Source organism: Desulfoscipio gibsoniae DSM 7213 (assembly GCF_000233715.2).
Classification (GTDB): Bacteria; Bacillota; Desulfotomaculia; order Desulfotomaculales; family Desulfallaceae; genus Sporotomaculum; species Sporotomaculum gibsoniae.
On the sequence record NC_021184.1, the window covers coordinates 3,969,376 to 3,994,305 of the forward strand.

Sequence of the window (24,930 nt, forward strand, 5' to 3'; positions counted from 1 at the left end):
TCCAAAAGCAGGTGCCAAAGCTACTACGGCATTAATAATTTGCTGCGGGTCATGTACATCCATGCATATAGGTACAGCATCAACATTCCCAAATTGTTTAAAAAGGACTGCTTTGCCTTCCTAACAGGCAGAGCTGCTAATGGACCAAGATTTCCTAGTCCCAAAACAGCTGAACCATCTGTAACAATAGCCACGGAATTTCCCTTCATGGTCAATTTATAAGCTAAATTTCGATCCCTGTCTATTGCTTTACAAATTGATGCAACTCCTGGAGTGTAGATCATTGAAAGATCTTCCCGGTTATGAATTGGCCTTTTGGGGTTAATTTCAATTTTACCGCCCAAATGACTGGTAAATACCCTATCAGCAATGTAAATGCTTTGAACCCCGGGAATTTGTCTTAAAGAATCAACAACTCTTTCCAGACTGTTATTGTTCAATCTAACTATTAACTCTCTAATAAGATATGTTGGACTTGCAGAAATTAAGTCAATTGCACCAAGGCTTCCTCCTTCCTGGCCGATAACTGTTAAAACTTTTGCTAGTGTTCCCGGCTGGTTAGCTAATTTTAACCTGATAGTTATATTTGATGCTATCATGTTTATTCCCATTCCTTTCGCTTCGCTCAAGGCACAAAACGTAATGAAATGTGTTGGCTCCGAGCTACTCTTCTATTATTCTAAGTGCTTTTCTACCTTTACTAAAGGACTGAAAGAGCTGTCACAGTGGCTTTGTGATAACAACTGTAAAGATGTTTGTATGGAATATACCAGGAAGTACTGGATTCCCGTGTTTAATGTACTTGAAGATTCCTGCAATATCACCCTGGCACATCCCAAATATGTCAAAGCCATCCGTGGTAAGAAGACTGATAAAAAAGACGCTAAATGGATTGCCAATCTATTTAAGCATGACCTTATAGCTGGAAGCTATATGCCACCTCTTGCTATCAGGCAGCTTCGTGACCTTATGCGTTACCGTTTTAAACTCACTAACTTTATGTCAAGCGAAAAAAACCGGCTTCAAAACTGTTTAACTATATCCAATATTCAACTTGGAAATGTTGTTTCGGATACTTTTGGCAAAAGTTCTATGAACATTATTAACAGGCTTTTGGCAAACCCTTTGGATAATAGTTTTGACATCGCACCTCTTATTCACGGTTCTATGAAGGATAAGCTCCCCGAATTAGAGCTTGCCATTGATGGTTTTTTCACGCCAGAACAGGCTGGAAAACTTAAGGTTATTAAACAGCATTATGAAGATCTTAAGTCACGTAAGGCTGATCTTGAAAAAATTATCCTTTCCCTTTCCGCGCCCTACGCCGAGGAAATTAATCTGATCTTAACTGTTCCGTCCTTTAAGAACATCTTTTCAGCCATAGCGGTGGTCTCTGAAATAAGTGCCAATATGGACGTGTTCCCGACAGCTAAGCATCTATGCTCCTGGGCAGGGCTTACACCTACGAATAACGAAAGTGCCGGAAAAAAAAAGTCAGTAAGGATTTCAAGAGCGGGCTGTTACATAAAGCCGCTTCTGGTACAGTGTGCCACCGCTGTAGTTAAAAGCGTAAAGCATCCTGAAATCCGTAACCGCTATTTAAGACTTAAACAGCGTCGTGGTCATAAGCGAGCGATCATTGCCATTGCAAGAATGCTCCTTACAGCTATTTACAATATCCTCAAGAAGAAAGAACCATATAATGCAGAATTGTATAGAAAATCAGATGTTCTTCCAGTGAACCGTGAAATCACAGTAGAACAAGCGATTTTATTGGCTAGAACACAAGGTTACCGCATTAAGGCGGCGTCTTGATTTCTTCTATTCCATACTTTTCTTTTTAAGGCAGTCATTGGGTGGCTTATTTGCTATGCCCGTTACTTTACAGGTAACCCCAGACAACTATTTTCAGACTTTAACTTCCTGCCTTTCAATCAATTATGACGTTAAATATTCATTAAACTTATTTAAGATCTAGTACTATGAAATTCTATTTTTCGCTTAAGTTTGAAATCCTACCTAAAACGGTAGGACAAAAAGTTTAAAAGTATAATTATTTCTACTTTGGCAACAGCCCCGGAAGGAGGGGCATTACAGCCTCTCCTCCCCTTTTGGGGCACCTTACTTATCTATTTGAGCCCACCCAAACAAAGTCTATACAAGGTTTAATGTAACTCCTTTTCCACAAGAGACCAACCTGCCTTCAATGCTTTTCGGTTTAAATCTTCAGTTCCCTTGGGGATGCGGGAAAGCAGCGCTTCGGTCAAAGCTTCCTGGGAGACGACACCGGTAATTCTTGCAATACCAGGGCTACCACGTTGGCAACCATTTCTTTTCCAATTTTATCTCTGGCTGTCATGCTTATGGGTAGTTTATAGATAACCCCTTCCACGTTGGGTAGGGTATGTACGTAAGTCGTGTCAACAATCATTACTCCACTCAAAAATTATTTGTACTTCTTCAGCAATTTAACAATTGTGGACTGATCAACTTCTAATACTTTAGCAGCTTTATAAGTTGATTTGTATATTTCATAAGCCGTCTTTACAAGTTGTTCTTCTAACTCTCTTTTTGCTTGTTTAAGGGGAATCAGATCGGTACAAATTACTTTTTTAGACGTAGCTTTAATCTCAAGAAAATTTTCTACTGTATTTATTTTAACAATATCAGACTCACTAATCACTATGGCTCTCTCCATGACATGTTCTAATTCACGTACATTACCAGGCCAATTATAACTATAAAAAATATCTATTAATCCAGGTTCAATCATCTTATTCATTCCGTATTTCTGGTTAAACTTTTTAAGAAAAAAATCAACAAGAACCGGGATATCTTCACGTCTTTCCCTCAGGGGAGGAATAATTAAAGGAATAACATTCAGGCGGTAATATAAATCCTTTCTAAAGGTTCCTTCTTCTACCATTTCCGGCAAACTTCTATTCGTCGCAGCTATAACTCTAGTATTTATTTTAATTTTTTTTGTACCACCAACCTTGCAAATTTCCCTGTCCTGCAAAAATTCTAACAACTTAACCTGGATCATTAGCGGAAATTCTCCAATTTCATCTAAAAAAAGAGTACCATTATTAGCTAGTTCAATCTTTCCGAGCTTTCCACCTTTAGTAGCACCTGTGAAAGCACCACTTTCATAACCAAATAGTTCAGATTCAATCAAGTTCTCCGGAATCAGGCCACAATTGATTTTAATAAACGGATGTTTACGTCTTGCGCTTAAGGCATGAATTGCTTTCGTGATAACTTCTTTTCCCACACCTGACTCACCTTGGATTAAAACCGTTAAATCAAGACCTGCAACCTTAGCAATCGTCTCTTTAATATAATGCATTTCTTTGCTTTTGTATATAAAGTTAACAGATGAAAGGATCTCTTCTCTTAACGCATTGATTTCACTGGTTTTCCTCATAATTTCATTATCTCGTTCTTCTAATTTCAACTGTAGTTTTGTAAGTTCTTCGAGATCCTTTGATGTGCTGATAACCCTGACAATTTCTCCCTCAGCATTAAAAACAGGAACAGCTGTACCTATTACCTTTTTTCCCGATTTCATCTGTTGAATCATATTTACTTTTTTCTTCTGATGAAGAACAGGCATCGTAATACTGGAAGAATAATACCCTTCTCTCTCTAATTCTGTAACGTGCCTGCCTACTGCTTCACTGTTTTTCAAACCACAAATGCGTTCGGCAGCAGGGTTAAGACGGATAATATAACCATTTTGGTCTGAAACAAATATTTCTTCATCAAGGTTCTCAAAAATTTTTTCATACTCTAAAAGTGTTTCTTTAATGTCCTGATTGTAGTCCAAAAACGATTCAATTAATTGTTTAATTTTTGACAGATCATCAATAATGCCTGTAATAGATTTTGATTCATCAATTAATACAATTACTTCTGCATCAATACTTTGCAAATCTATAAACTCAATATCTTGTAAATACACTGCAAATTGGATAGAAGGAGTCATGTTATCTATATTAATTTGGGAACAATCTATATTCTTTAAATAATCTCTGCAAAGGGCGGAAACATTAAACACCCTATTGACTAACCCATTATTTGTTAAAACGATATATCGAATATTTTCCGCTAGCATATCCTCATCTATATTAATTAAATTCCCAGTTTCTTGCAAAACAATAAATTCCTTTCCAGCAATATCATAAGGCATAAGCATATAAATTCCACCCACTAGTTTACTTTTAGACCATTTTGTTAGTAGAAGGATTTGGCGGGGAGTCCGGGAGTTACACCCGGCTGCATAGATTTAGAGTCTATGTGATCCTTCCGATCAACCCCCCGTAATATTAAAAGTTCTTATTTAAGAACCATTGCCAACATTGTAGCAACTCCTATTTGAAGTGGATCATGTACAAGGCGTGAACTGTATTCTATTCTGCTTTCCGGTGTAAGTCCAAGGGGTACTCCTGGTGCTGCAATTGCAGCTCTCGGATGTAAATAGTTTCGATCCAAAAAATCTGCTTGGGGTGTAGCATCTAAAATGTATTGATAATTTGGCAGTATCTTATATAAGTCCCTTTCTACACAAACGCCTGATAAATCTATAACCTTAGACTGATCAGAATCGACTACTGTTACATAAGCGCCAAATTCCTTTAGAATATCAATAGCTGCGCGTCCTACGGGTCCAGCGCCAATAACTAAAGCTTTTTTACCTTTTAATCCTGAGGCAAGTCCGTAAAGTACTGAACCAAATCCTCGTCCTGTCGCTTCAGTATTATCAATCAGATGTCCATTAAACTTGTTAAATGCCAAGAAACGGTTATCATCAGCCATGAACAATACACTTGCACCCTGTTCTAGACCCTCTGCAAACCCTGCAACATCAGTCGCTTCCGAAATAAAAACTTCAAAGCCCAAATATTTGATAATAGCAGCGACAGATTGTACGAAGCCACCTATCAAACCTTTTCCTGCAGTAATAGGGATGACTGCAATCGAGTGATCTTTTACTAATGTATCAAAATATGTAACTTTTATCCCAGCTGCCTTACAGGCAATTTCCTTTAAACTATATCCTAATTTAGACAGTAATTCATCTTCATAATCACGAAGTTCTGTCTCCAAACCAAGCAGGTTAGTTTCTGTAAGTCTGGTCAAATTAGATTCCTCCTTATCTGGTTTAGAGCTAAATGTTCAAAAGGGAACCGTCTAAATAAGTTAAGCCACGCCCTACCCGGCGTATATTACGGTGTCCCTGCAAGGTCATAGCTAACCGTTCCAAACCAAAGCCAATTCCGACCCACGGCTCAAATATACCCCATTGCTCATCCATCTTCAAAGGACCAAAAGCCCCGGAACCCAATTCCAAATCGTCGAAAACAACATCCACTGTGATTCCATATATTTCCGATTCAGTTTCTACAAATTCATAATTTTTTACCCCAATTTCTTCCATAACCAATGAGCCTAATTCTTTTAAGCGTTCCGTTTGTTTACCCTTATCCACACCTAGTTCTACAAGGTTAAGCATAGTGAATTCATTTAAATGCTGTGCCCCCTGCGATTCTTTTCGAAAGCATGGACCTATCTCAAAAATTCGCACAGGTTTGGACCATAATCTATCCAATATTTTTAAATAATGATATAGATTAGGCGCCAGCATCGGACGCAAACATTTATTGTTATCCACCCAAAAAACCTGTTTATATAAAGGATGTTCGGGCGTAATTGTCATTTTGTGAAGCATTGCTTTAGGCAATATGATTGGAGTATTGACCTGAACAAATCCAGTTTTACAGAGTAAATTGGAAAGCTGGATTTCCAAACTGGAAAGCAAAGGACGATGAATAACTTCTTTTAGTTCAAGTAAATGGTCTTTGTTCTTTTTGACCAGTTCTTTTTCGATTTTCTGAAACGTTTGGTCCCTCTTTTGCTTATCCTGAAATCTTAGGTCCAGAAGCTCAGATTTTCCATTTAATTCAATTAATTTTTGTTTCTGAGAAATGCTCCAATTGATCAAAAAAACTCCTCCAAGTCCAAGTTAGAGATCTGGCTATATAATAAATTTACGACATTTTTGCTCTTTTATTAGTTAAAGTATTTCGAGCATTTGATTATAAATCCTTTAATAAAAATTTTATTTGTTTTTTATTTTCAGAATAATTCAAATTGATGCTCAATGTCCGCATTGATAACATCAGCACCAAAAACATTCTGGGCATTTGTGGCGGACGCTGTCGCCACTAATTCACCTGTAGTCATATCAATCAAAGAACTAACCACTGTAAACTGTACCAATATCTACGGCTAAGCAAAATATTTTTGGGTTGTATTGCCTACTTCAACAGCTAATAGCATGTTTTCCCTTCTTCTCTTAGCAAATGAGGCATGAAAACTAGAGCAATAACTTTAATCTGGAGAGATTCATTATACAGACCTCGCAAAAACTGGATAGCGTCTGTAAACTAATTTTCAAGTTATGGCTTTTCTGGTAGACACAGTTGCACCTGGTTCAATTATAGTAACATCAATTTTGTTTTGAAAAGATCCACTTTCTTTAATAAATATGGGGTTTTTGCAGCAAAATCACTATATGCAAAGCCCAAAATTGTAATAATTCCGAGGCTTTTGATATTTTATTAGAAAATTAATACCAGCCGCGCAACTGATAATAGTCATCAATCATACGGTTAAGCTCGTCTAGAGTTATTCCGTTCTGACCGTCGTTAACCTTTTCATTAAACAACCTGTCAGGCAGTGTATCATCTTGCCTGTTAAGACCCTGCTGCTGGTTAAAGGTGTGGGTCGCATTTATTATTCTGTCGGCAACCGCCCACAGTTCTTCTTTGGTGAACTCCAGGCCGGTTATAGCCTTGTTTAGCTCGATTAAGGTCTCCCAGGTGATTAAATCCCTGAAAAACACACATAGTATTTGAGTGTTGAAAATGGTCAGCCTGTTTTCAAAATCGATAAACAGCTCGGCTTTGCCCTCGGTAGTGGCAGGGTCAATCATACCGGCCAACTCGGGTTTGTAGAATGTAGCCCTTAAATGACAAGCGCCTCTGGCCGAGGTGGCGTAAGCAAGCCCCATTCCTTTGAGCACCCTGGGGTCATACCCGGGAGGCTCCATTCCTTTGACATGAATGGCTATATCCTGCAGGCCCAACTTTGGGGCTGCCTCCTTAATGCCAAGGGATAAAGTTTCACCCAACCCGGTGCGCTGGGCCATTTGCATAATCAATTCGGCAGCGGCCCCGGCATCTCCGTATCTGACCGGGGTATCGATTAGGCCGCGCTCATTACCTTCCATAACCAGTCCCACCAGGTTGCCGGCAGTAATTGTATCCATACCCAGCCGGTCACACAGGTCGTTAAGATATGCCACCTGATCCAGCCGGTTAATTGAACAAAGTCCCCCAAAGGCGTATATGGTTTCGTACTCGGGACCCTCAATTTCCAGGCCGGCATGTTCGCCCGAGTCAATAGATACATGCTTACCGCAGGCCATAAAGCAGTTGGGACAGGCAGTAGGCCTAACCTTATACTGCTGCAAAAACGTGTCACCGCTCAGGCTCTCCCATTCGGGGTCAACCGCCCTGTTCCAGTACCGGTTGGGGAAAGCTTTGGCGCCGTTCATGATCTTAACCATAACCGTGGTGCCGTAATTACGGTAATTTTCGACCCCGGGGTTGCCCTTGCCAAGATCACGGATTTTTTTAACCACTTCTTTAAGCATGTCCGGGTCGGCAACTTCCGCTTTGGCGCAGCCGTGAAACACTACCGCTTTAAGTTTTTTTGAGCCCATCAGCGCGCCCATGCCGGCACGGCCGGCGGATCTCCACCGGTTATTTTCGATACAGGTAAACCGGACCAGGTTCTCGCCGGCAGGACCGATTACCAGCGCCTGGGCACCCTGAATGTCAACCTGCTTCAGCACTTCTTCCTCGGCTGCATATGTGTCCAGCCCCCATAGGCCGGAGGCGTCGTGAAACAATACGCTCGAATCGCTTATTTCCACCATTACCGGCTTATCTGCAGCGCCTTCAAAGATAATGGCGTCATAGCCGGTGCGGCGCATAACCGGAGCCACTCTGCCTCCGGCATAGGATTCAGCATAGCCGCCGGTAAGCGGCGATTTGCCAAACACACCGTAACGGCTGCTGCCTACCATTGCTGTGTCGGTAGACGGGCCGGTGGTGAATATGAGTTTGTTGTCTGGGGAAAGTGGATCGATGCCAGGCTTAATGTTCTGCAGCAGCAGATAGGAACCCAAGCCTTTACCACCTAGATATTGCTTGAAAACTCTGTCCGGAATAGTCTCTTGTACATAACTTTGCCGGGTCAGGTCTATTCGCAACAGTTTTCCAAAAAATCCTTTCATACTCTACCTCCCCGGAGATTAAATTTGGATCTTTTTGTTTGGTAGCGGGCGGACAGAGTCTGCCCCTACAGGGTGCTGGCCGGAATGTTGCCTGGTTTCGTTAATCGTTTAAGGGCAGACAGCTAACAGTCTCTAGCCCTGCATAGTTAGTTAATTCAACGTGCTTATTTTGAGGCGTGGGCTATAGCCTGCTCCAGAACGTCCAGACCCCGCTCCAGCTGCTCGTCGGTAATAACCAGAGGAATCAGGGTGCAGATTACGTTGCTGAAGATACCCGCGCTGATGACAATAACACCGTTGTCGACGCAGTACTTGGTAACGGCCGCCGTCGCTTCCTTGGCCGGCTCCTTGGTTTCCCTGGCTTTAACCAGCTCGATGGCGTTCATGGCGCCAAGACCACGCACATCACCGATGATGGGGTATTTCTCTTTCATTTCCAGCATCTTTTCCCTGGTCTTATTACCGATTACATTGGCGCGTTCCATCAGCTTCTCCTGCTGAATGTAGTCAATGGTGGCCAAGGCTGCCGCGCAGGATACCGGATTGCCACCGTAAGTTCCGCCGATGTGTCCCGGGTCGGGGGCGTTCATGATCTCAGCCTTACCGACTACACCACTAAGAGGCATGCCGACGGCAATTGACTTGGCGACTGTCATTAGGTCGGGTTCCAAGCCCCAGTGTTCGCAGGCAAACATTTTACCGGTCCGGGCAAAGCCTGTTTGAACTTCGTCGGCAATTAATACGATACCGTGCTTATCGCAGATTTTTCTCAGTCCGGGCATAAATTCCGGCGGCGGAACAATAAAGCCACCTTCACCCTGAACAGGTTCGATGATCATTGCCGCAATGTTTTCTGGTGCTACTTCGGCGGCAAACATTCTGTCGAATTGTTCAAGGCAGTGCATGCCACAGCCCGGGTAGGTTGATCTGTAGTAGCAGCGGTAGCAATAAGCGGAGGGAATTTTATAAACTTCGGGAGCGTAGGGGCCAAAGCCGAATTTGTAGGGCTTAACCTTACTGGTCAGGCTCATAGTCATCAAGGTGCGGCCGTGAAACGCGCATTCAAAAGAGATAACCCCGGTTCTTTTGGTATGGAACCTGGATATTTTAACGGCGTTTTCAACACATTCGGCACCGCTGTTGACGAACATGGCTCTTTTTTCATAGCTGCCCGGTGAGATTTCAATTAGCTTTTCTGCCAGATCTAAATAAGGCTCGTACATGGTAACCATAAAGCAAGTATGCAAAAGTTTTTCCGCCTGCTCCTTGATAGCAGCAACTACAGGCGGGGGACAGTGACCAGCGTTGAGTGTGCCAATACCGGCGTAAAAGTCAATATATTCGTTACCTTCCACATCAATTATAGTTGCACCCCTGGCCTCCTTAGCAAAAATTCAGGTGGAATTAGAGATGCCGCGGGCCACCAGCGCATTCTTTCTTGCCAGAAGCTCTTCAGTTCTTCCCATTTTTTTAAAACTCCTTTTTTTAGAGTTAGGGTGGATTTGGGGTTAGACCCCAGTAACTAATGCTGTTATTTGTTAGTGTTAATGTGTTTGCGTGTTCGGGAGTGATACAGTTACTTTTGGCTTTTGGTAGCTATGAAAAAATTCTACTGCACCAAAAGACAAGTAATTTCACCCAGAAGAACGATGTTTTGCAATATATTTAAAACAGGGGCTTTTAAAATGCCCCTATATCTTTTTAACCATCCATATAGCATGTTGATTTTATACCTAATCCCTTGCAACAGAATCTACTGATCCTTTAGAAGCTTCTACCCCGTGTTATAGCTTCAATTTTTACTTTAGGATTCATATAATCCATTGCGATGTGCAGTTAAGTAGTTGGTACAATAAGTATCTTTACCTAAAAGGGTCTGACCGGCATGAACAAATCCCATCATACTTTTATCCAAAGGATTAAGAATGTAACTGTCCATACCTACTGTCATAGTTTGAACCATAAACAACTGATTAAGAATTTTTCGATTTGGAAGCCCGAATGAAACATTACTCAAGCCACATACTTTGTGAACATTGGGATATTTTTCGGAAATTAGTCTGACCGTTTCAAGAACTTCAAGTCCTGCCTTATCACCGGTACTTACAGGTTTCACTAGCGGATCAAAGTATATATCATCCTCAGGAACACCTGCCTTAGTTAAATTTTCATACAGATTAACGGCCACTTTCATTCTATCCTCAGCCGTTTCAGGCATGCCACTGTCATCCATACACAAAGCAACAACTTTAGTCTTATATTTCAAGACCATAGGGAAAATTTGTTCATAACGTTCCTTTTCACCAGTAATCGAATTAACAAGGGGCTGCCCGTAGCGAGCTAATGCCAATCCAGCTTCAATAGCTAAAGGATTTGGACTGTCAATACATAGTGGTACTTGTACAGCCTCCTGGACAGTATTAACAAGCCATTCCATGGTTTCAACCTCATCAAAAACCATTGTTCCGCAGTTCACATCAATATAGTTAGCCCCTGCCGCAACTTCATCTTGTGCAATTTTCTTAATATAATCAGCATCTTTTTTTTCAACTGCTTCATTAATGATCTTTCTACTCGTATTAATAAGCTCTCCTATGATCAACATCTAATCCGCTCCTTTATTCCTTCTTCACTGAATTTATACTTGATGTTTATTCCAACTAATTCTATATCATAAGTCTTTAGCAGTTATTACACCAGAACAATACCCATCTGCACCGATTTCATCAGCAAAACTTTTGAAACGGGTGCCCCTCCAACTAGACTTTCACCTAGTTCACGGAGTCCTTCTTCCTTAATTAATTCAATTGTATTTTCATCTTTAGCATTGCCGTCATTAAAACCACATTCCAACAATATCCGGTTTTTGATCTCTTATAGCTGGACAAATCCTTCAGGAGAAATTCCGTATCTAAATTGATTACTTAAAAACCTGCACTTTATAAAATCATGTCAATTACTGCTTGTGATAAACTATTCATAAATTCTTACCGGTTCATTTCATCAACTTTAAGCTTACTGACTGTTTTGAATAAAGCTGAGAACCATAATGCTGCTTAAAAAAGGTAGAGGAAAATTTATTAAGCTTCCAGTCAGGTATTTTGCAATCTTTGCAGGAACCAACAACCCATTTATTGCGAATCCAGCGTGCTGCTCTTCCATTTTTTGAGTTATGCACTAATATCTTTTTTTCGCAATGTGTTGTGATATAAGCATACTCACCCTTTGTTTCCATCTCTTTAATTCCGTGCAAAGTTCCATTTCTTGAAGGCCAAAGTTTTATCTTAGCTAACAAAAGTAAAAAATCCACTCGTTTCCGGTAATATTTTTTTTTGGCTTGTTTTTTATCTGTCATACCAGTTTCCTCCATAATTATACCCATGGGGAACTCTGATCCCTCCCAAAGTTAGTAAATCCTACCGGGTAGTCTGCAGGATTACATCATTCTTAGGATTGTGTTCAGCTATAAAGATTGTTCTGGGATTTAAACTGAAATTTGAAATTAATTGTTCGGAAAGGGATCAAGATATAAATTCAATTGACAATGCTTCATAATGTTAGCAATAACATCACAACGTTTTTGCCAAGCTTCCCAACGTGTATTGCCAGTAATAATCAACGTAGCTACCCATTGCCTAATCCCAACCGAATAATTGGTCAGCGCTTCATCTGCGCCAAAAAAGTCTTCCGTTAAATATAAAGGACCGGATCCACCCATAATATGCTCACCTATAGTTTCGATCCGGTCATCTCTGACCCAAACATGTTCGTAAATCACAGCGTACTCATTACCAGGATCAACAACATTCACGATTGGGGTTTGCTGTTTAACCCAAACATCATATAAACTCTCCAACATGTTAATACCAGTTGATTTATAAACTACAGTAGGTGTCTGGCTCGGTAAACGGGCATCAATTTCCAGTACTTTAAGTACTCCATGGTGTTCAATAACCTCCACATCCATAATTCCTTTTAGATTAAGCAGGCGGGCGAGCCGTGATGCCATTTTCCGAAAGTTTTTTTCAAGAGTGTCATCTAATACCGTTGGGGCAGAAACTCTTTTGCAATCATATCCTGCATCCATTGCCAAATCAGTCACCTGAAAAGTCACGGGAATTCCGTTAAAAGCCATAACTTCCAGTGAATAGGACGGACCCTCCAGAAATTCTTGAATAATCCAGCTTTCGTTATAATCCTTTTGCGTGAGCAAATGCTCAAATTCAAATGGATCATAAACTTTTTTTACCCCTTGACTACCACTAAGCGAAGATGGTTTTATAATTACCGGCAGTTCACAATTTGGCCAGTAGGTAGGAAATGGAATGTGATATTTTGCAAAAAGTTCATCAGATTTTTTTTTAGATGACGAAATCTCATAAGCCTCACTGTTAAAGGCTACTGGACACCCTGTACGTAATGTTATCTGGTTTAATAGTGATAAAACCGTTTGATCTTCTATAGCTGGAATAACTAAATCTACTTTCTGACAAATATCTGACAGTACATCCGAGTTATGCAAAATATCGACGGATAAAAATTGATCACATAACTCACTTGCTGGGGAGTTCCTGTTTTTATCAAGTACAATAACTTCCCATCCTGCTTTATGTGCCAGATAGGTTGCCTCAATTCCTTGTAACTTCCCGCCAACAACTGCAATTTTCATCTCAGCCACCAATTTCGCTCATGCAATGAATCGTTAAACTGCTCCGTTTGTTCAATACCCAATTTTTATATTCTTTTTTTGATGCAGCTTTTAAATCAAGATCCTTCAATACAGGTAATATCCCTTTAACTGTACGTGCTCCTTGGTTAATATCTTTAGTACTTTGGGCAACGCCGGCAAGACCCATGTACGGAGGAATTAACGAAGTAATAACATTGGCTCCTGCATTTAATCTGGCCTGTAGACCTTCTATACCGTCAACATCTAATGAAGCCGGAATTAAGCGGTCATGGAACAGCAAACGCAATATTGCAATCACTTTTAGTTCAACCTGACGGTTTGGTGTAGGCCACTCACTCATGGCACTTCCATCTTGAGGTACAAAACTCATAACTCTGACCTGTTGAGCCCCAAGCATATTCATCTTTTCTAGAGAAGTCGCTATATCTGACCAAGACTCTCCGACTCCGACCATGATTCCCTCTTCAGCCAGCATTCCCAATTCAAGTGCCGTTTTTTTACTATGATAACGCAGGTCATAACTTTGGCTCAGTCGAAGTTTAGTAAAAAGGTTCCTGTTATGAGTTTCTTGATAGCAAGCATACCAATCAGCTCCTGCTTTCATTACCTCTTGTAACATTTTTTCTGAAGCAACTCCAGGCGATATCATCACATGCAAATTGGTTAACCGTTTAACTTCTCGGACAATATGGGCTAACTCTGCAACTCCTTTCCGATCCCTAAAGTAAGGATCTTCACCCATGGTGAGATCTATCAGGTGTACTCCTGAATTAGCTAAACTCACTGCGGCTTGCAAAATTTCTTCCGGGGATTTCCGGTATCGATGAGGAAGAGAATTTGTACGCCGATAAAAGCAGAAGGAGCAATCATTACGACACCAAGTTGAAAAATATATAAACCCATATAAAAATATTTTGTTAGAAAAATGTTTTTCTCTAATCAACCGGGCAACCCGGAAAAGTTCCTTTAAGTCTTGCTTCCTAGATAACTTAAGTAAAAAAATAACTTCTTCCCTGGACAATACAAAACCGTTTAAAGCCTTATCCAGAATATCGTTTAAACTAATTTGGCACCTAATTGTTTTGATCACCTAAGATTCATCCTTTCTTAGGCCCATCAACGAAGTATTGCAAGTTATTTATTCAGTAATCTTAACGCCTTGGTTACTGCTTCGGCAGCATCTTCAGCATACGCATCGGCCCCAATACGGTCAGCCCAGCGTTGAGTTGCAGGAGCTCCGCCTACCATTGTTTTAAACCTGTCTTTAAGACCATTCTTCTTCAGTTCATCTTCAAGGTTCTTTTGATATATCAATGTCGTAGTTAACAAGGCACTGGTTCCGATAATATCTGCATTAACTTCGAAAGCCTTTTCAATAATTTAATTTATTCAGTACTTTTAACAAAGCCCCCCCCCTTTCCTATCGTACCTTTAATATGTAAGCAAAAACTATGCCAAACTCGTTGATAGTGAGTTTTACCCTTTTTTAATGGTTATTAAGCTAAACCAATGAAAGTTTTCATCATTTAGCCAAACGGAACTTTTAGAATTCTCTGACTTGTCTTAATGTAGGTCAGAATCTACCAATGAAATACATCATTATCTTCTAATGAAATATTTCATTGTTTCTTTTCACAAAAAAGCCTTTCAGAGATAGGCCCCAAAAGGCATAAATGTATAATTTTTCTTTTAATAAGACCCTTCTTCTTAGGAAAATTGGAGGTAATTTATCAATTCATCTACTTTTTATATTGCCGGAGCCCGCATCTCAAGAAGATTATGTGGTCGACGACCAACCACCTTTTTTTTGGTCTCCGCATTTTTATTACGTATGGCCTCTGAAATTGCTTTGCGGCTGGCATAGTTTGTGAAATTAGTTATATTTTGAGTTATCTAAAACAGTGGTTGACTTATAAAAAAATGTTTGGTTATAATGCACTAAGGAAACCATATATATTTTTAGTTTCGATAGAAGGTCTTAAAGTGAAAAATTTACTGTGCTTGTTAAAAGAAAAAAAGACATCCAGAGTTCTCCGTGGTGAACTCTGGATATCAGGTACCGTATTAGATGAACTGGGTCTTGAAAGAAAGCAGGATTCTATAGTTACTATCAGCCGCGAGATTGATGCTAACCTATGCTTTTTAAGCTACACCAATCCAATTCAGCAGCTTTCGGTTGAGTCAAAGGAAATGGAAATTAACATTAAAAAAGCCCACGCTTTAGAATTGTTTTGCGGAGTCACTGTAGATGGTCCCTTTGAACGTACGGTTAAAGAACATGGTTTTGAAGAAACTATGAAACTGTTTTTTAATGAAAAACACCTGAATAGTCAACTTGAAAAACACACAGCAGCAACTGCTTTTGAACTGGCCGCAGCTGAAAAAGCGGGTGCCGACCTGTTGATTCTATGTGATGATATAGCTTATACCCAGGGGCTATATTTTTCGCCTCAAAAGTTTAAAAGCAATATATTGCCGCTTTACCAAAAACTGAGGAATTTAGTAAAAGAAACAGTTATGGGTTTTCATTCTGATGGCAACGTTGAATCAATATTAAATTTACTGCTAGACCATGGGTATACTATGTTTTCCCTGGAGCCGGAAGCTATGGATTTAGTCACTTTAAGCCGAGTTCTTCCATCAAACATCGCTCTGATGTCCGGTATAAAATCAGATTGGTTAATGAATTCGGGCTTTAATCTTCACCAAAATAAAAAAGAAATATTGATTTATATCGAAGAACTGTCTAAAGGTTGCGGTTTGATTCTGTCTTCTTTATGCGGTCTTAGCAATACTGCAAGTCTAAATCAATTAAAGCTTTTATACCGCTTGTTAAACGAAAACTGCTGACTTGGAAAGTCAAAAGGTGAAAACTATTAGAGATAAGCCGGAATTCAGCGCTACTATTCAAAGAAGCCTCATGATTCCCTTCTAAAAGGCAAAAAACGGCAGCTTGGTTTCTGACAAAAGAAGAAATAGATGCTTTTCTGGGTGCCTGTTCTATAAAAGAAGCCCTTGGCCGCCATCATTCAAGAGTTTTGAATCACATTCAACATATTCTTAAAACGTCATATTAATTTGCTAACTATAAAACTACGCGGCCCATAGGTGTAATTTTGAGGAGTACCTAAAGGAACATTCCAAAAATAATCAAAGTATCTTTGCTGCATTTAGTATAATCTTCAATCTTATATACCCACAAAGCATTACTATCTAAAAATTATCTTATCAGGAAAATCAGGTCAACATACATGTTGCCCCAAAAGTTCATTACCTATAAATTGTCTCCTCAAAAACTTGAAATACTTATCGATAAACGGTCCAAAGTTATCGGTAAAGCGTTTGCTGGAGTAGTGCATCCCGCTGCCTTAATTAAATATTCAGCTAAGTCAAGTAACTACTGCTAAACTTTAACTAGAACAATTAGCCCGACAAAATGTAAAAAAGCCGAGGATATTAGTTCCTCAGCTTTCCTGGGAAAATCTGGAGGCGACACCCGGATTTGTTACAAAGCCGTGGAACTTAGCCCCAGGAAATATTGCAAGTTAACGGCCCGTAAAAATAGTTAATTTTGTTTAAAAATAATATAGATAATAATATCCACCTTTATTAAAATATCCCCTGCGCTGCTTATCGAGTGCGGCCAGGGGTGTTTAATTTCTCCGGTGACCGGGATCGCTCTTATATGCCAATTATTAATACGGAAAAAACCTCCGCCAGCGTGGTAGTTTGTATTTTGCTAATCTCACTATTACTTTAGGACTTGCTGAACCGACCTTAATTTTTAATTAAAACAGTATAATGACGGTTCCTGACAACCCAGATTATACCGAAACAGACGCCGCATAAAAAAGAACAAAAGAACACGGAGTTTATGCTCCAAGTTCATCACTAGGAACTGCAAGCAGATCACGCTTTCAGCGGTCTCTTTTAGACGTGCCATAATACGTGCCAAACCATAGCGACGCTTGCCTTCTCCAAATTTGGCTTCTACAGCATTGCGTTCGCTGGCATCTTGCCGTTCTATGCGTCTCTGCTCTTTCTGTAGCACTTTATCAATCAGTGGTCTTCCTAGCCGTGGTCCACTGAGCCGTATGTTATATCTATCGCAGAAGCGCAGGTTTTCCCTATTCCGGTATGTTTTGTCGGCTTGAACGGCTTCAGGGTAGTACCCGTACTTTTGGCGGTAATATTCCACCGATTCTTGCAAGGTTACTCCTTCATTAAAGGCGTCCCAACTTAGCGTTTCCACGAAGGCGTAACCATCTATCATACTGATAGCGACTTTGGCACCGAACTCGACATCAGCTGTGGCTTTACCTCGGACAATGGGACGCACATGCGGCTGGCTGATGCTTACAATGCGATCATTTATCTTGTGTTTGCGGTAGGTATACATATGGAGTTGTTGTTCATAGACCATACGTATGGTGCGCAATGTATCCTGTTGTTTCTGACTCAGACCATGACTATCACCGGCCATAGCTAGTAGGCGGTCTACAGCACTTAGGTTGCGCCTCACATAGCGCAGCTGCTTGCCGATGGCTTTTCGGATAGCTTTTTTACCAGGCTTTCTGTTGTGAACAATGTTAAGGTAGGCTTTACGAGCTATTTGACGATAAGTACGTGGTCTTCTACCTGGCTTACCAAGAGTCTTGTGCACGAGATCGATAATGTTATCCAACTTCTCCCTAGCTTCGTTAAGCAAGGATAAGTCAGTGGGGTAGCGTATGTCTGCCGGGGCGCAGGTGGCATCCAAGATGAGTTTGCCTTTGTTTGCCGGATATACCTCAAAAGAAGAGGCTTTGCTTTTTGGGCTATTTGGTTCTTTCGCGTGCGTTTTTTTGCCACCTGAAGGTGGTTTAGGCTTGTTGTCATCGTCCTTCTTTTGCTCTTCCGCTTTCTTGGCGGCACGACAGATTTCTTCGTTGATATCTTTTAGGGTTTCAGAGCCAAAACGCTTACGAAAGTGGACCATTAGTGAAGAATCAAATGGCGGCCGATCATGGTATTCCCTTAGACCGATAAAGTATTGCAAATAGGGATTCTCAGTGATCTGCTCCACTGTTTCACGGTCACTATAGCCACATTTCTCTTTAATGATTAAGGCACCAAGGGCCATTCTGACGGGTTTAGCCAACTGTCCACGGTTGCTGGGAAAAAGATTGGCATAGCGTTCTTCGATGCTTTCCCAGGGGATAATTTTAGCTAGTTTTACCCAGCGGTTATCAGCTCTTAATTTGCCTTCAAAAGGCAATATAAATTCTTCAAGATAATATTGGTTTTCCACTTTACGGAACATATTTTTTGCCTCCAGGTGCACGGTTTTTGCAATCTTTACCGCATTTTCCATGCATCTTATTTCGACAAATATGCTCCTAAATCCTTGATTTTATTGGGTTTTTGTTTAGTTCAGCAAGCCCTACTTTAACTTATTAACGTAATGAGGGATAGACCCCCATTTGGTAGTATTTGGGTTACTAAAACATTTCACCATATTCAGTAAATAGCCATCTTTTTTCTTCTTTCCCAAAAATTATATTACTAATCATAGCAGCAATAATTAGTAATAATAACTAAACCTAGGGTATTTAATGACACCGGAAAGGTTCATTTCATAAGTCATAAGTAGGAAGTTTTACTATTTCGAATTTAAGCTTACTAACGTTTCTCTCATTCTACCTACTAATTTTTTACTAGATAGATAGCCTCCTGCTCTATCGTTCGTTTGTGTTTTAACATTTGGTGAATAACGTCATGAAAAATATTATACTCTTCTTGTTCCAACAGTTTTTTAATTTGCGAAAGGTCCGTTTCTTTAATTGGCTTGCCATCACTCAAATGGTTTATATAAGTTGATTCATCCATAAATAATGGTCTAAAGTCAATTCCCGTCTTATTCCTTAAATGCTTCCAAATATGAAATCCATGTAAATCTATATCACCCCAATGATAAAATGGTACTGAATAATGATTTCTTTTTAAAAAATCATTCAATTTATTTAATATCAGACGCCGGCCATAATTATGGTAACCTCCAAGATATAACACAATTTGATTAACTTGATGTTTAGCTTTATGGTATAAGTAGTCATAATAGGAAGTTAAATTTTCAACTGTAATTATCGCATCTGCCTCTATTATCTCAATATCACAGTCGTCGAAGAATCTTGGATTAACCCCAAAGTCTGGTTTGAATAGAGAAAAGTCTATAGTTTTCCCATTTTTATTCATAATGATATTTCCGGACATGAGAATAAGTTGAGGATTATTTAAAATACCATACTCCCCCAACAATTGATTGTCTTCTAAAAAATCACTTTCATCGGTTAAAAGATAATCCCGAACAACTTTTATAATTTTACCCTGTAACTTCTCCCATTTTTTTGAATCCTGGTATAACTTTATACTCCAATTTCTCCTCGGAATTTCTTCTTTGTTTTTTATTAACTCATGCAACCCGTAAAGTGCATCTTTAGTTTCAATTTCAGAATCAATATTTATAATTGAAGGAAGCTCTGCAAACTCCTTAAACCGAGATTTTAAATCACTGTAAAATGATAACAGGAGTTTTGGTGCTGTTACAATAAAATCCTCTACGATTTTATCAATACGCTCATACTTTACCTGTTTGGGTGTCCTTCCTAACAGTTCATATATTTGAAGAAGGTTTTCCTCTAATAATATCAGCTTCTCTATCACTTCTTTTTCGCTAAATCTTTCCCATGCAATTTTTATGAAACACTGATCTGCTAATGCTTCTGCATCAAGATTAAACTCTCGTTTGAAACTGCTGTCACTAACATGAAAATAATCTGGGAAGTTTTTCTTATTAACATGCAGCATTGTTCTTCTCCCATTTTTTTCAGACCTGCCGTAATCCTTACGTGTTTCATATTTGCTAACAAGCGTATCTAATATATTTGCTTGTAACGGGCTAACCACTCCCCATTCCCTCCTCCTCAATCCAGTTAATAACGTCATTTCGTGAAAAACGTTCAACATAACTAACAAAATTATCCTTCATGACGATAAGGGTATTTGGCAGATGAGGTGCCAATAATTGAATCTTACCAGTTGGTGCTACTATGATTGCCTGAAACCCCATTTTTAAAATAAACCTAATGGATTCCTCAACACGGTCAGCGTCCATTCGATTAAACGCCTCATCAAAAATAACCAACCTCAATGTATCGGTTGTTCGATACATTTGATACGTATGATAAAAAGATGCCAAGATAGCGACATAAAACGGAACTTGGGTTTCTCCGCCGGATTTCTCCAGGGCAACTTTTGAAAATTTAGTTTCACGTCCCTTTTCATCAATTATTTCTAATTCAAAATCCAGGTAACTCCTATAATCGGTGTAGAAGTTTAATGACTCAGAAAATTGATCTTGTTCCTCTGCAATTTTTAAGAAGAGGTCCTCAACTACCTCACCATGCTTTTCCTTAAAAACATGACTAAATAAGGAATGTCCCAAATATAAATCAGGATCAGTTATCATCCGATAATAATGGAGCATATCATATTTACCATGCAACCTAAATCTATAGCAGTCTGTCCCGAACTGCATATCTTTCATAGCTTGATCAAGCCTTTTAAAATTTGCCTGTGCGCGTTCGATATTTTCTTTTAGCTTTGCGATGAAGTGCTCCTGAAACGTCTCCTGAGCCTTTTTACGTGCTTCCTCCGCTTTGCCCTTATACTCAATTAAGCTGGATTCTCTAAGGAAGGACAATCGTTTCTGATACTCTTCATTACTATCACTTGTTGGATCTCCACCAAAGCCAAAATGCCCATTGAATTCAGTTCGCAGTCGGACAAATGGCGTAAATAGTTTTGCTCTCTTAGTATTTAAGCCCTGTGTACTCTCATCGTAGTTTTTAAAAATTGTCTGCTCATTTTTTCTCCGAATCTCATTTAACCACTTTTCATCACATATCTTAATGAGTTCATCCGACAATTGCTCCAGATACGTGTGATAATCCCTCTTCTTTTCATTTACTGCTTCTTGAACAACATCACTTTCCTCTAACCAATCCTTAATATTTATCCTACAACTAGTGATCGAGCTGCTATTTTCTTCAATTTTTGTGGCGAGATTCTCATCTCTCTCTTCAATAAGTTGGCCTTTTTCTTCTTCCAATTTTTCAACTTCTGTTTTATCTAAATGCAATAATTCCTGCTTTTTATTTAATAACTCTTCTTCAATCTGACCTTGCTTTGAAATATCTGACCACATTTTAAACCAGCTAGCATAGCGATCACGTTTATCCGGTACCGTTTTTAAAATCCTATCAACACTGTTTATCTTTTCTGAAATTTTCGATATATCCTCTTCTATATTCTTTAGCTCTTTGATTTTTTGTTGCAACTGCACCTGTATGGCTTCTTTACCAATGTATGGAACTTCATATCTTTCTCTGGCAATTTGCCTTGCTGTATGATTTTGATAGACCATACACGTTGCTGTAATACTACGTTTATATTTTTTTAGCTCCCGTTCAGACTCACACTTGATTAATGCACCTAACAGCCGATTGACATATGCTTGTACATAATCAATATTAGTTGTCACCTCTTCGGCTAAGCTTCTGAAAAGCGGCCTCCTTTGCTCTTCTATAATTTTATCGGTGTTGACCAATCCAACCCTTTCAATCTGATGTGTAAACTTATATCTCTCGTAACAAGACAGTGCGTCATCAAAATATCCAGTTGGCACTAACAAATCAAACTTTTGCGTGTGCAAATAGCCTTCCACTGCATTCTTCCATGTTTCATTTTTCACATCTATCACTTCACATAAAATATGTACCGGCACTTCAGCCCCATTCGCTGCAACAAGATTTTCCTTTAAGAGCTGTTTCAGTTTCATAGATGGATGATCGCTTGTTAATATTTGGTTCCTTTTTAATTCCTTGATTTTCTTTTCAACATCATACTTCGCTTCATAGTACTCTTTTTTTTGTTTCTGCCATTGCCTTTGTTGGTCTTGTAACCAATTAAATCCTGCTTTCCATTGTTGATTATGAAGTGAATAATTTTTAGGAAAATGCTCTAGTTCTCCTGTTTCCGTTAAATAATGCCAAACCGTGGAACCATCCAGGACGACCTTAATAATTTCGTAAGGCGCACCATTCTCTTGAAGTTTACTGAGGAGCTCTGAGCGTTCCTTTGTCTCCACGGATATATTAAAAAGAAGATTCTTTCTTTTATCTTTAATATCTTCTAAATCTTTATTTAATTGCTCTATTTTTTTCTTTAAATCCTGCTCTTTGATCGTTATATCGTGCTTTGCAATTCTAGTCGTTAAAGAGTCAATAGCTGTATTTAACTTATTAAACTCATCTTTTAATATTTTTTTCTTTGCTTCATGTTGGCCCAAAGCTACTTTCTCTTTTTCTACCTTCTCTTGCAATGAGTTAAATTTAATCTCCTGTTGTTTCCAAGCCGAACGTTTAATCATATAATAGCCAATGGTAATATTTCGATCCGTTTTAGCGATTTCTACATACTGAGCTTCAATTTCTTCAAGAGCTCTTATTTCTTTTTCTGTTTCAATAATGATGGATTCCAGTTCTTTAAACTTTTCAAAGTAATCCTGCATGGTTTCAACATCAACGGGCTCTTCGTCCAAAATATAATCATAAACAAATTTCCGTAAATTTGTAATTGGCGTAAAAGAAATGCCCTTTTGGATTATTGAAGAAAACGAGTCTCTGACACCACCACACAATTGGCGCAAATCGCTTAAATATTCTCCAATGTTATTTTTGTATTGCTTATACTTTATCCCCTGTTGCTTTAGGTATTGAAAAAATTGTTCTCTGTTACGGGCAAGTCCTTCCTCAACATAGAATAAATTATCACGTAATGCCTCTTCATCTATTTTGAAGAAAGTATGCTCCTCATCATTATTTAGAACGCTAACATCAAAAACCACACCAATAAGATATGATTTACCGGTCACTGAATGCATTATTTCTAACACCAAATAAGACGAAAAGTCATCTGTATTTCTTAAATATTCTTGTGAGCCTTCCGTTCCTGTTTTGCCCCTCAAATATGTTTTGATTGTTCGCTTTGTATTCTGGTCATGTGCAGAGGAATTGAACTTTATTTGTTTAAGGTTTGCAACAAATAATACCTGTAGAGCATCAATAATAGTTGACTTTCCGGCTCCATTATCACCTGTAATTAACGTACTCGTTTCAAAGTTAATAGTCTCATCCTGAAAATAATGCCAATCAATCATCTTCAGTTTGTTCAAAATCCTCATACCCATCACCCCCATCATCAGCTTTGGCCTGTAACCATTCTGTTATCTTATCAAGTGCCCGGTTCGAAACCGCTACAATTAATGAAGGATAAAGAACAATCGTAGCATCATAATCAGTCCAGCCACCAGACACTAATTCAACTAATGAATGATTTTGAAACAACTTCAGTGTCCGCGTATACTCATCTTGAGCCGGAAGTCTCTGTTTAATATTTAAGGCTACATACTTTTCATAAATGTCACGGTTATTAATTATAACTTGCTGGGTAAGATTTAATTCCTTTACTTTTTCATCATATAAAAGTCTAATAATAAATAGAAAAAGAGTGTCCGATAATACAAACTTGTGCCGGTTATTATCAAGTTGATTATGCACAGATATGACACCCTGGGCCTTTAAATGATTGAGCTGCCAGCCAGATAACAATAAATAATTCTTAATAAGATCGAACCGCCGTTCACAGAACCGGTATAACGGTAAATCCTTCTTCCTTTTAGCTACCAGGTATGTCTGGGCTAGCAAGGTATTAGTACATTCCTTAAAAAAATGCTTCTCCTTTTCCGCCATTACCTCATATTCCTTTAACCATTCCATTAATTATCCCTCTTTTTTAAAATAAATCGATTTGGAATAATACCATTTTTGACCCGATATGTACGCTGATCTTCATTTTTTTTAGAAATGCCATAATCTGCCTTTCTCGAAGTGCTAAATAAGACTGAATAAATTAACTTTATCCAGTCTTTTTTCGTATATAATGGCATTTCCGATAAATGTAATTTATCCTTTGTATCTAATACAGCTAATACATATTTATTAATCTGATTAATCGTTACCTCATCAGATACACGCTGTCTAAACTTGTCCAACTGCTTCTTTTTGACTTCCGGATCTAACTCCCTCCGCTTCATCGGCTTAGGTTTATGTTTTTTCACCGCTCCTACAGGTAGACGAACACTCTTTTCATCAATGATACTTTGTTTAAAAACCTCCACAACTTGATTAATCTCATCATCCGTTTCGGCCTTTTCCCCAATATTACGAATTTGGTCTGCTAAATAAGTTAGCACCATATTTAGTTTCCCTTCCATACTCCCAGATTGCAAAAGATGAAATCTTACTTGTTGGCTGGCTGCCCTGGCATATTGGCGATTGCGCGTGTCAATTTCCTCTAATATCTCGTCCATATGCTCAAATGAGCGTTCAATGACATCTAACCACTCATAAATCTGGTTTTCGCCTTCAATATCTGAGTTCACTTGTTTTTCCTGAACCATCAAGCGTGCTTGTTCAGATATAAGGGGCTTATTATACTGCCAATCACTAACTGCTTCAATAATTCTGGTTCGGTATTTTGATACATGCTCTGAAGTCTTCAAACGATAATATTGAGCACCAAGAACCTTTACTTCGTACTCATCAAAAATTTGTTCCAATATCTGTTTAACATCCTCGGCTTCCAATAATTGCTCTGTATACCGCTTAATATTATGATTTAGAGACTTTAAACCATCAATAAGGCTAAGTGTCGTCTCATGCGCCTGATTGGAAACGCTCTTTTAAATGTATACCAAAAAAGGAACCAGTGATAC

Annotated in this window: 18 protein-coding genes and 3 pseudogenes; 2 read left to right on the forward strand and 19 right to left on the reverse strand. The window is 39.0% G+C overall.

Features of this window, described 5'->3' with window-relative positions:
* Positions 1-3 precede the first annotated feature (3 nt).
* Positions 4-611: pseudogene (locus tag DESGI_RS26530) on the reverse strand (ACT domain-containing protein); the annotation flags it as partial.
* A gap of 31 nt (positions 612-642) precedes the next feature.
* On the opposite strand from DESGI_RS26530, the gene DESGI_RS18590 reads away from it, so the two are divergent.
* Positions 643-1,815, forward strand: coding sequence for an IS110 family RNA-guided transposase (locus DESGI_RS18590; protein WP_006524413.1), 1,173 nt, complete (start codon positions 643-645; stop codon positions 1,813-1,815).
* A gap of 448 nt (positions 1,816-2,263) precedes the next feature.
* Here the strand turns inward: DESGI_RS18590 and DESGI_RS24825 are convergent, their stop codons facing one another.
* From DESGI_RS24825 to DESGI_RS18645, 13 genes and pseudogenes are all read right to left on the reverse strand, one after another.
* On the reverse strand, positions 2,264-2,431 hold the full coding sequence (locus tag DESGI_RS24825) for a hypothetical protein (RefSeq protein WP_006524412.1): 168 nt from the start codon (positions 2,429-2,431) through the stop codon (positions 2,264-2,266).
* A gap of 15 nt (positions 2,432-2,446) precedes the next feature.
* A complete protein-coding gene (locus DESGI_RS18600) occupies positions 2,447-4,198 on the reverse strand; it encodes a sigma-54 interaction domain-containing protein (RefSeq protein WP_006524411.1) in 1,752 nt (583 codons plus the stop codon).
* A gap of 140 nt (positions 4,199-4,338) precedes the next feature.
* Entirely contained in the window at positions 4,339-5,142 is an 804-nt protein-coding gene (gene pylD, locus DESGI_RS18605; RefSeq protein WP_006524410.1) for a 3-methylornithyl-N6-L-lysine dehydrogenase PylD, read from the reverse strand.
* Positions 5,143-5,170: 28 nt separating this feature from the next.
* Entirely contained in the window at positions 5,171-6,004 is an 834-nt protein-coding gene (gene pylSc / locus DESGI_RS18610; RefSeq protein WP_006524409.1) for a pyrrolysine--tRNA(Pyl) ligase large subunit, read from the reverse strand.
* Positions 6,005-6,138: 134 nt separating this feature from the next.
* A complete protein-coding gene (locus DESGI_RS26220) occupies positions 6,139-6,267 on the reverse strand; it encodes a hypothetical protein (RefSeq protein WP_281168136.1) in 129 nt (42 codons plus the stop codon).
* A 364-nt stretch (positions 6,268-6,631) separates the two neighbouring features.
* Complete coding sequence (locus tag DESGI_RS18615) at positions 6,632-8,365, reverse strand: aldehyde ferredoxin oxidoreductase family protein (protein ID WP_006524408.1); 1,734 nt, start codon at positions 8,363-8,365, stop codon at positions 6,632-6,634.
* A gap of 164 nt (positions 8,366-8,529) precedes the next feature.
* A pseudogene (gabT, locus tag DESGI_RS18620) lies at positions 8,530-9,831 on the reverse strand (4-aminobutyrate--2-oxoglutarate transaminase).
* Positions 9,832-10,169: 338 nt separating this feature from the next.
* On the reverse strand, positions 10,170-10,970 hold the full coding sequence (locus tag DESGI_RS18625) for a methyltetrahydrofolate cobalamin methyltransferase (protein WP_006524406.1): 801 nt from the start codon (positions 10,968-10,970) through the stop codon (positions 10,170-10,172).
* 86 nt (positions 10,971-11,056) lie between these two features.
* Positions 11,057-11,221 (reverse strand): hypothetical protein, encoded by a 165-nt coding sequence (locus DESGI_RS24835; RefSeq protein ID WP_157872815.1) that lies wholly within the window; start codon positions 11,219-11,221, stop codon positions 11,057-11,059.
* A 139-nt stretch (positions 11,222-11,360) separates the two neighbouring features.
* Positions 11,361-11,720 (reverse strand): pyrrolysine--tRNA(Pyl) ligase small subunit, encoded by a 360-nt coding sequence (gene pylSn / locus DESGI_RS18630; protein ID WP_006524404.1) that lies wholly within the window; start codon positions 11,718-11,720, stop codon positions 11,361-11,363.
* 147 nt (positions 11,721-11,867) lie between these two features.
* Positions 11,868-13,034, reverse strand: a complete 1,167-nt coding sequence (pylC, locus tag DESGI_RS18635; RefSeq protein ID WP_006524403.1) for a 3-methylornithine--L-lysine ligase PylC — start codon at positions 13,032-13,034, stop codon at positions 11,868-11,870.
* A gap of 1 nt (position 13,035) precedes the next feature.
* Positions 13,036-14,145, reverse strand: a complete 1,110-nt coding sequence (gene pylB / locus DESGI_RS18640; protein ID WP_006524402.1) for a methylornithine synthase PylB — start codon at positions 14,143-14,145, stop codon at positions 13,036-13,038.
* Positions 14,146-14,189: 44 nt separating this feature from the next.
* Positions 14,190-14,435 carry a cobalamin-dependent protein gene (locus DESGI_RS18645; protein ID WP_337833206.1) on the reverse strand — a complete coding sequence of 82 codons (246 nt, stop codon included), beginning with the start codon at positions 14,433-14,435 and terminating at the stop codon, positions 14,190-14,192.
* 603 nt (positions 14,436-15,038) lie between these two features.
* Between DESGI_RS18645 and DESGI_RS18650 the strand changes: the two genes are divergently transcribed.
* Positions 15,039-15,905 (forward strand): uroporphyrinogen decarboxylase family protein, encoded by an 867-nt coding sequence (locus DESGI_RS18650; protein ID WP_006524400.1) that lies wholly within the window; start codon positions 15,039-15,041, stop codon positions 15,903-15,905.
* A gap of 934 nt (positions 15,906-16,839) precedes the next feature.
* Here DESGI_RS18650 and DESGI_RS18655 read toward each other — a convergent pair.
* The 5 genes and pseudogenes from DESGI_RS18655 to DESGI_RS18675 all read right to left on the reverse strand — a co-directional run.
* Positions 16,840-18,357, reverse strand: a complete 1,518-nt coding sequence (locus DESGI_RS18655; RefSeq protein ID WP_006524398.1) for an IS5 family transposase — start codon at positions 18,355-18,357, stop codon at positions 16,840-16,842.
* Positions 18,358-18,740: 383 nt separating this feature from the next.
* Positions 18,741-20,000, reverse strand: coding sequence for a Wadjet anti-phage system protein JetD domain-containing protein (locus tag DESGI_RS18660; RefSeq protein ID WP_006524397.1), 1,260 nt, complete (start codon positions 19,998-20,000; stop codon positions 18,741-18,743).
* Positions 19,993-23,337, reverse strand: a complete 3,345-nt coding sequence (locus DESGI_RS18665) for an ATP-binding protein (RefSeq protein WP_006524396.1) — start codon at positions 23,335-23,337, stop codon at positions 19,993-19,995. Before DESGI_RS18665 ends, DESGI_RS18660 begins: the two co-directional genes overlap by 8 nt.
* Positions 23,306-23,932: a DUF4194 domain-containing protein gene (locus tag DESGI_RS18670; protein WP_006524395.1), complete on the reverse strand. Its 627-nt coding sequence runs from the start codon at positions 23,930-23,932 to the stop codon at positions 23,306-23,308. Before DESGI_RS18670 ends, DESGI_RS18665 begins: the two co-directional genes overlap by 32 nt.
* A pseudogene (locus DESGI_RS18675) lies at positions 23,932-24,873 on the reverse strand (Wadjet anti-phage system protein JetA family protein); the annotation flags it as partial. The pseudogene DESGI_RS18675 and the gene DESGI_RS18670, both read right to left, overlap by 1 nt.
* Positions 24,874-24,930 lie beyond the last annotated feature (57 nt).

Coding starts and splice junctions, on each gene's coding strand:
- DESGI_RS18590 (WP_006524413.1), top strand. CDS start 643: ATGAAATGTGTTGGCTCCGAGCTACTCTTCTATTATTCTAAGTGCTTT.
- DESGI_RS24825 (WP_006524412.1), bottom strand. CDS start 2,431: ATGATTGTTGACACGACTTACGTACATACCCTACCCAACGTGGAAGGG.
- DESGI_RS18600 (WP_006524411.1), bottom strand. CDS start 4,198: ATGCTTATGCCTTATGATATTGCTGGAAAGGAATTTATTGTTTTGCAA.
- DESGI_RS18615 (WP_006524408.1), bottom strand. CDS start 8,365: ATGAAAGGATTTTTTGGAAAACTGTTGCGAATAGACCTGACCCGGCAA.
- DESGI_RS18625 (WP_006524406.1), bottom strand. CDS start 10,970: ATGTTGATCATAGGAGAGCTTATTAATACGAGTAGAAAGATCATTAAT.
- pylSn (WP_006524404.1), bottom strand. CDS start 11,720: ATGACAGATAAAAAACAAGCCAAAAAAAAATATTACCGGAAACGAGTG.
- pylC (WP_006524403.1), bottom strand. CDS start 13,034: ATGAAAATTGCAGTTGTTGGCGGGAAGTTACAAGGAATTGAGGCAACC.
- DESGI_RS18655 (WP_006524398.1), bottom strand. CDS start 18,357: ATGTTCCGTAAAGTGGAAAACCAATATTATCTTGAAGAATTTATATTG.
- DESGI_RS18665 (WP_006524396.1), bottom strand. CDS start 23,337: ATGAGGATTTTGAACAAACTGAAGATGATTGATTGGCATTATTTTCAG.
- DESGI_RS18670 (WP_006524395.1), bottom strand. CDS start 23,932: ATGGAATGGTTAAAGGAATATGAGGTAATGGCGGAAAAGGAGAAGCAT.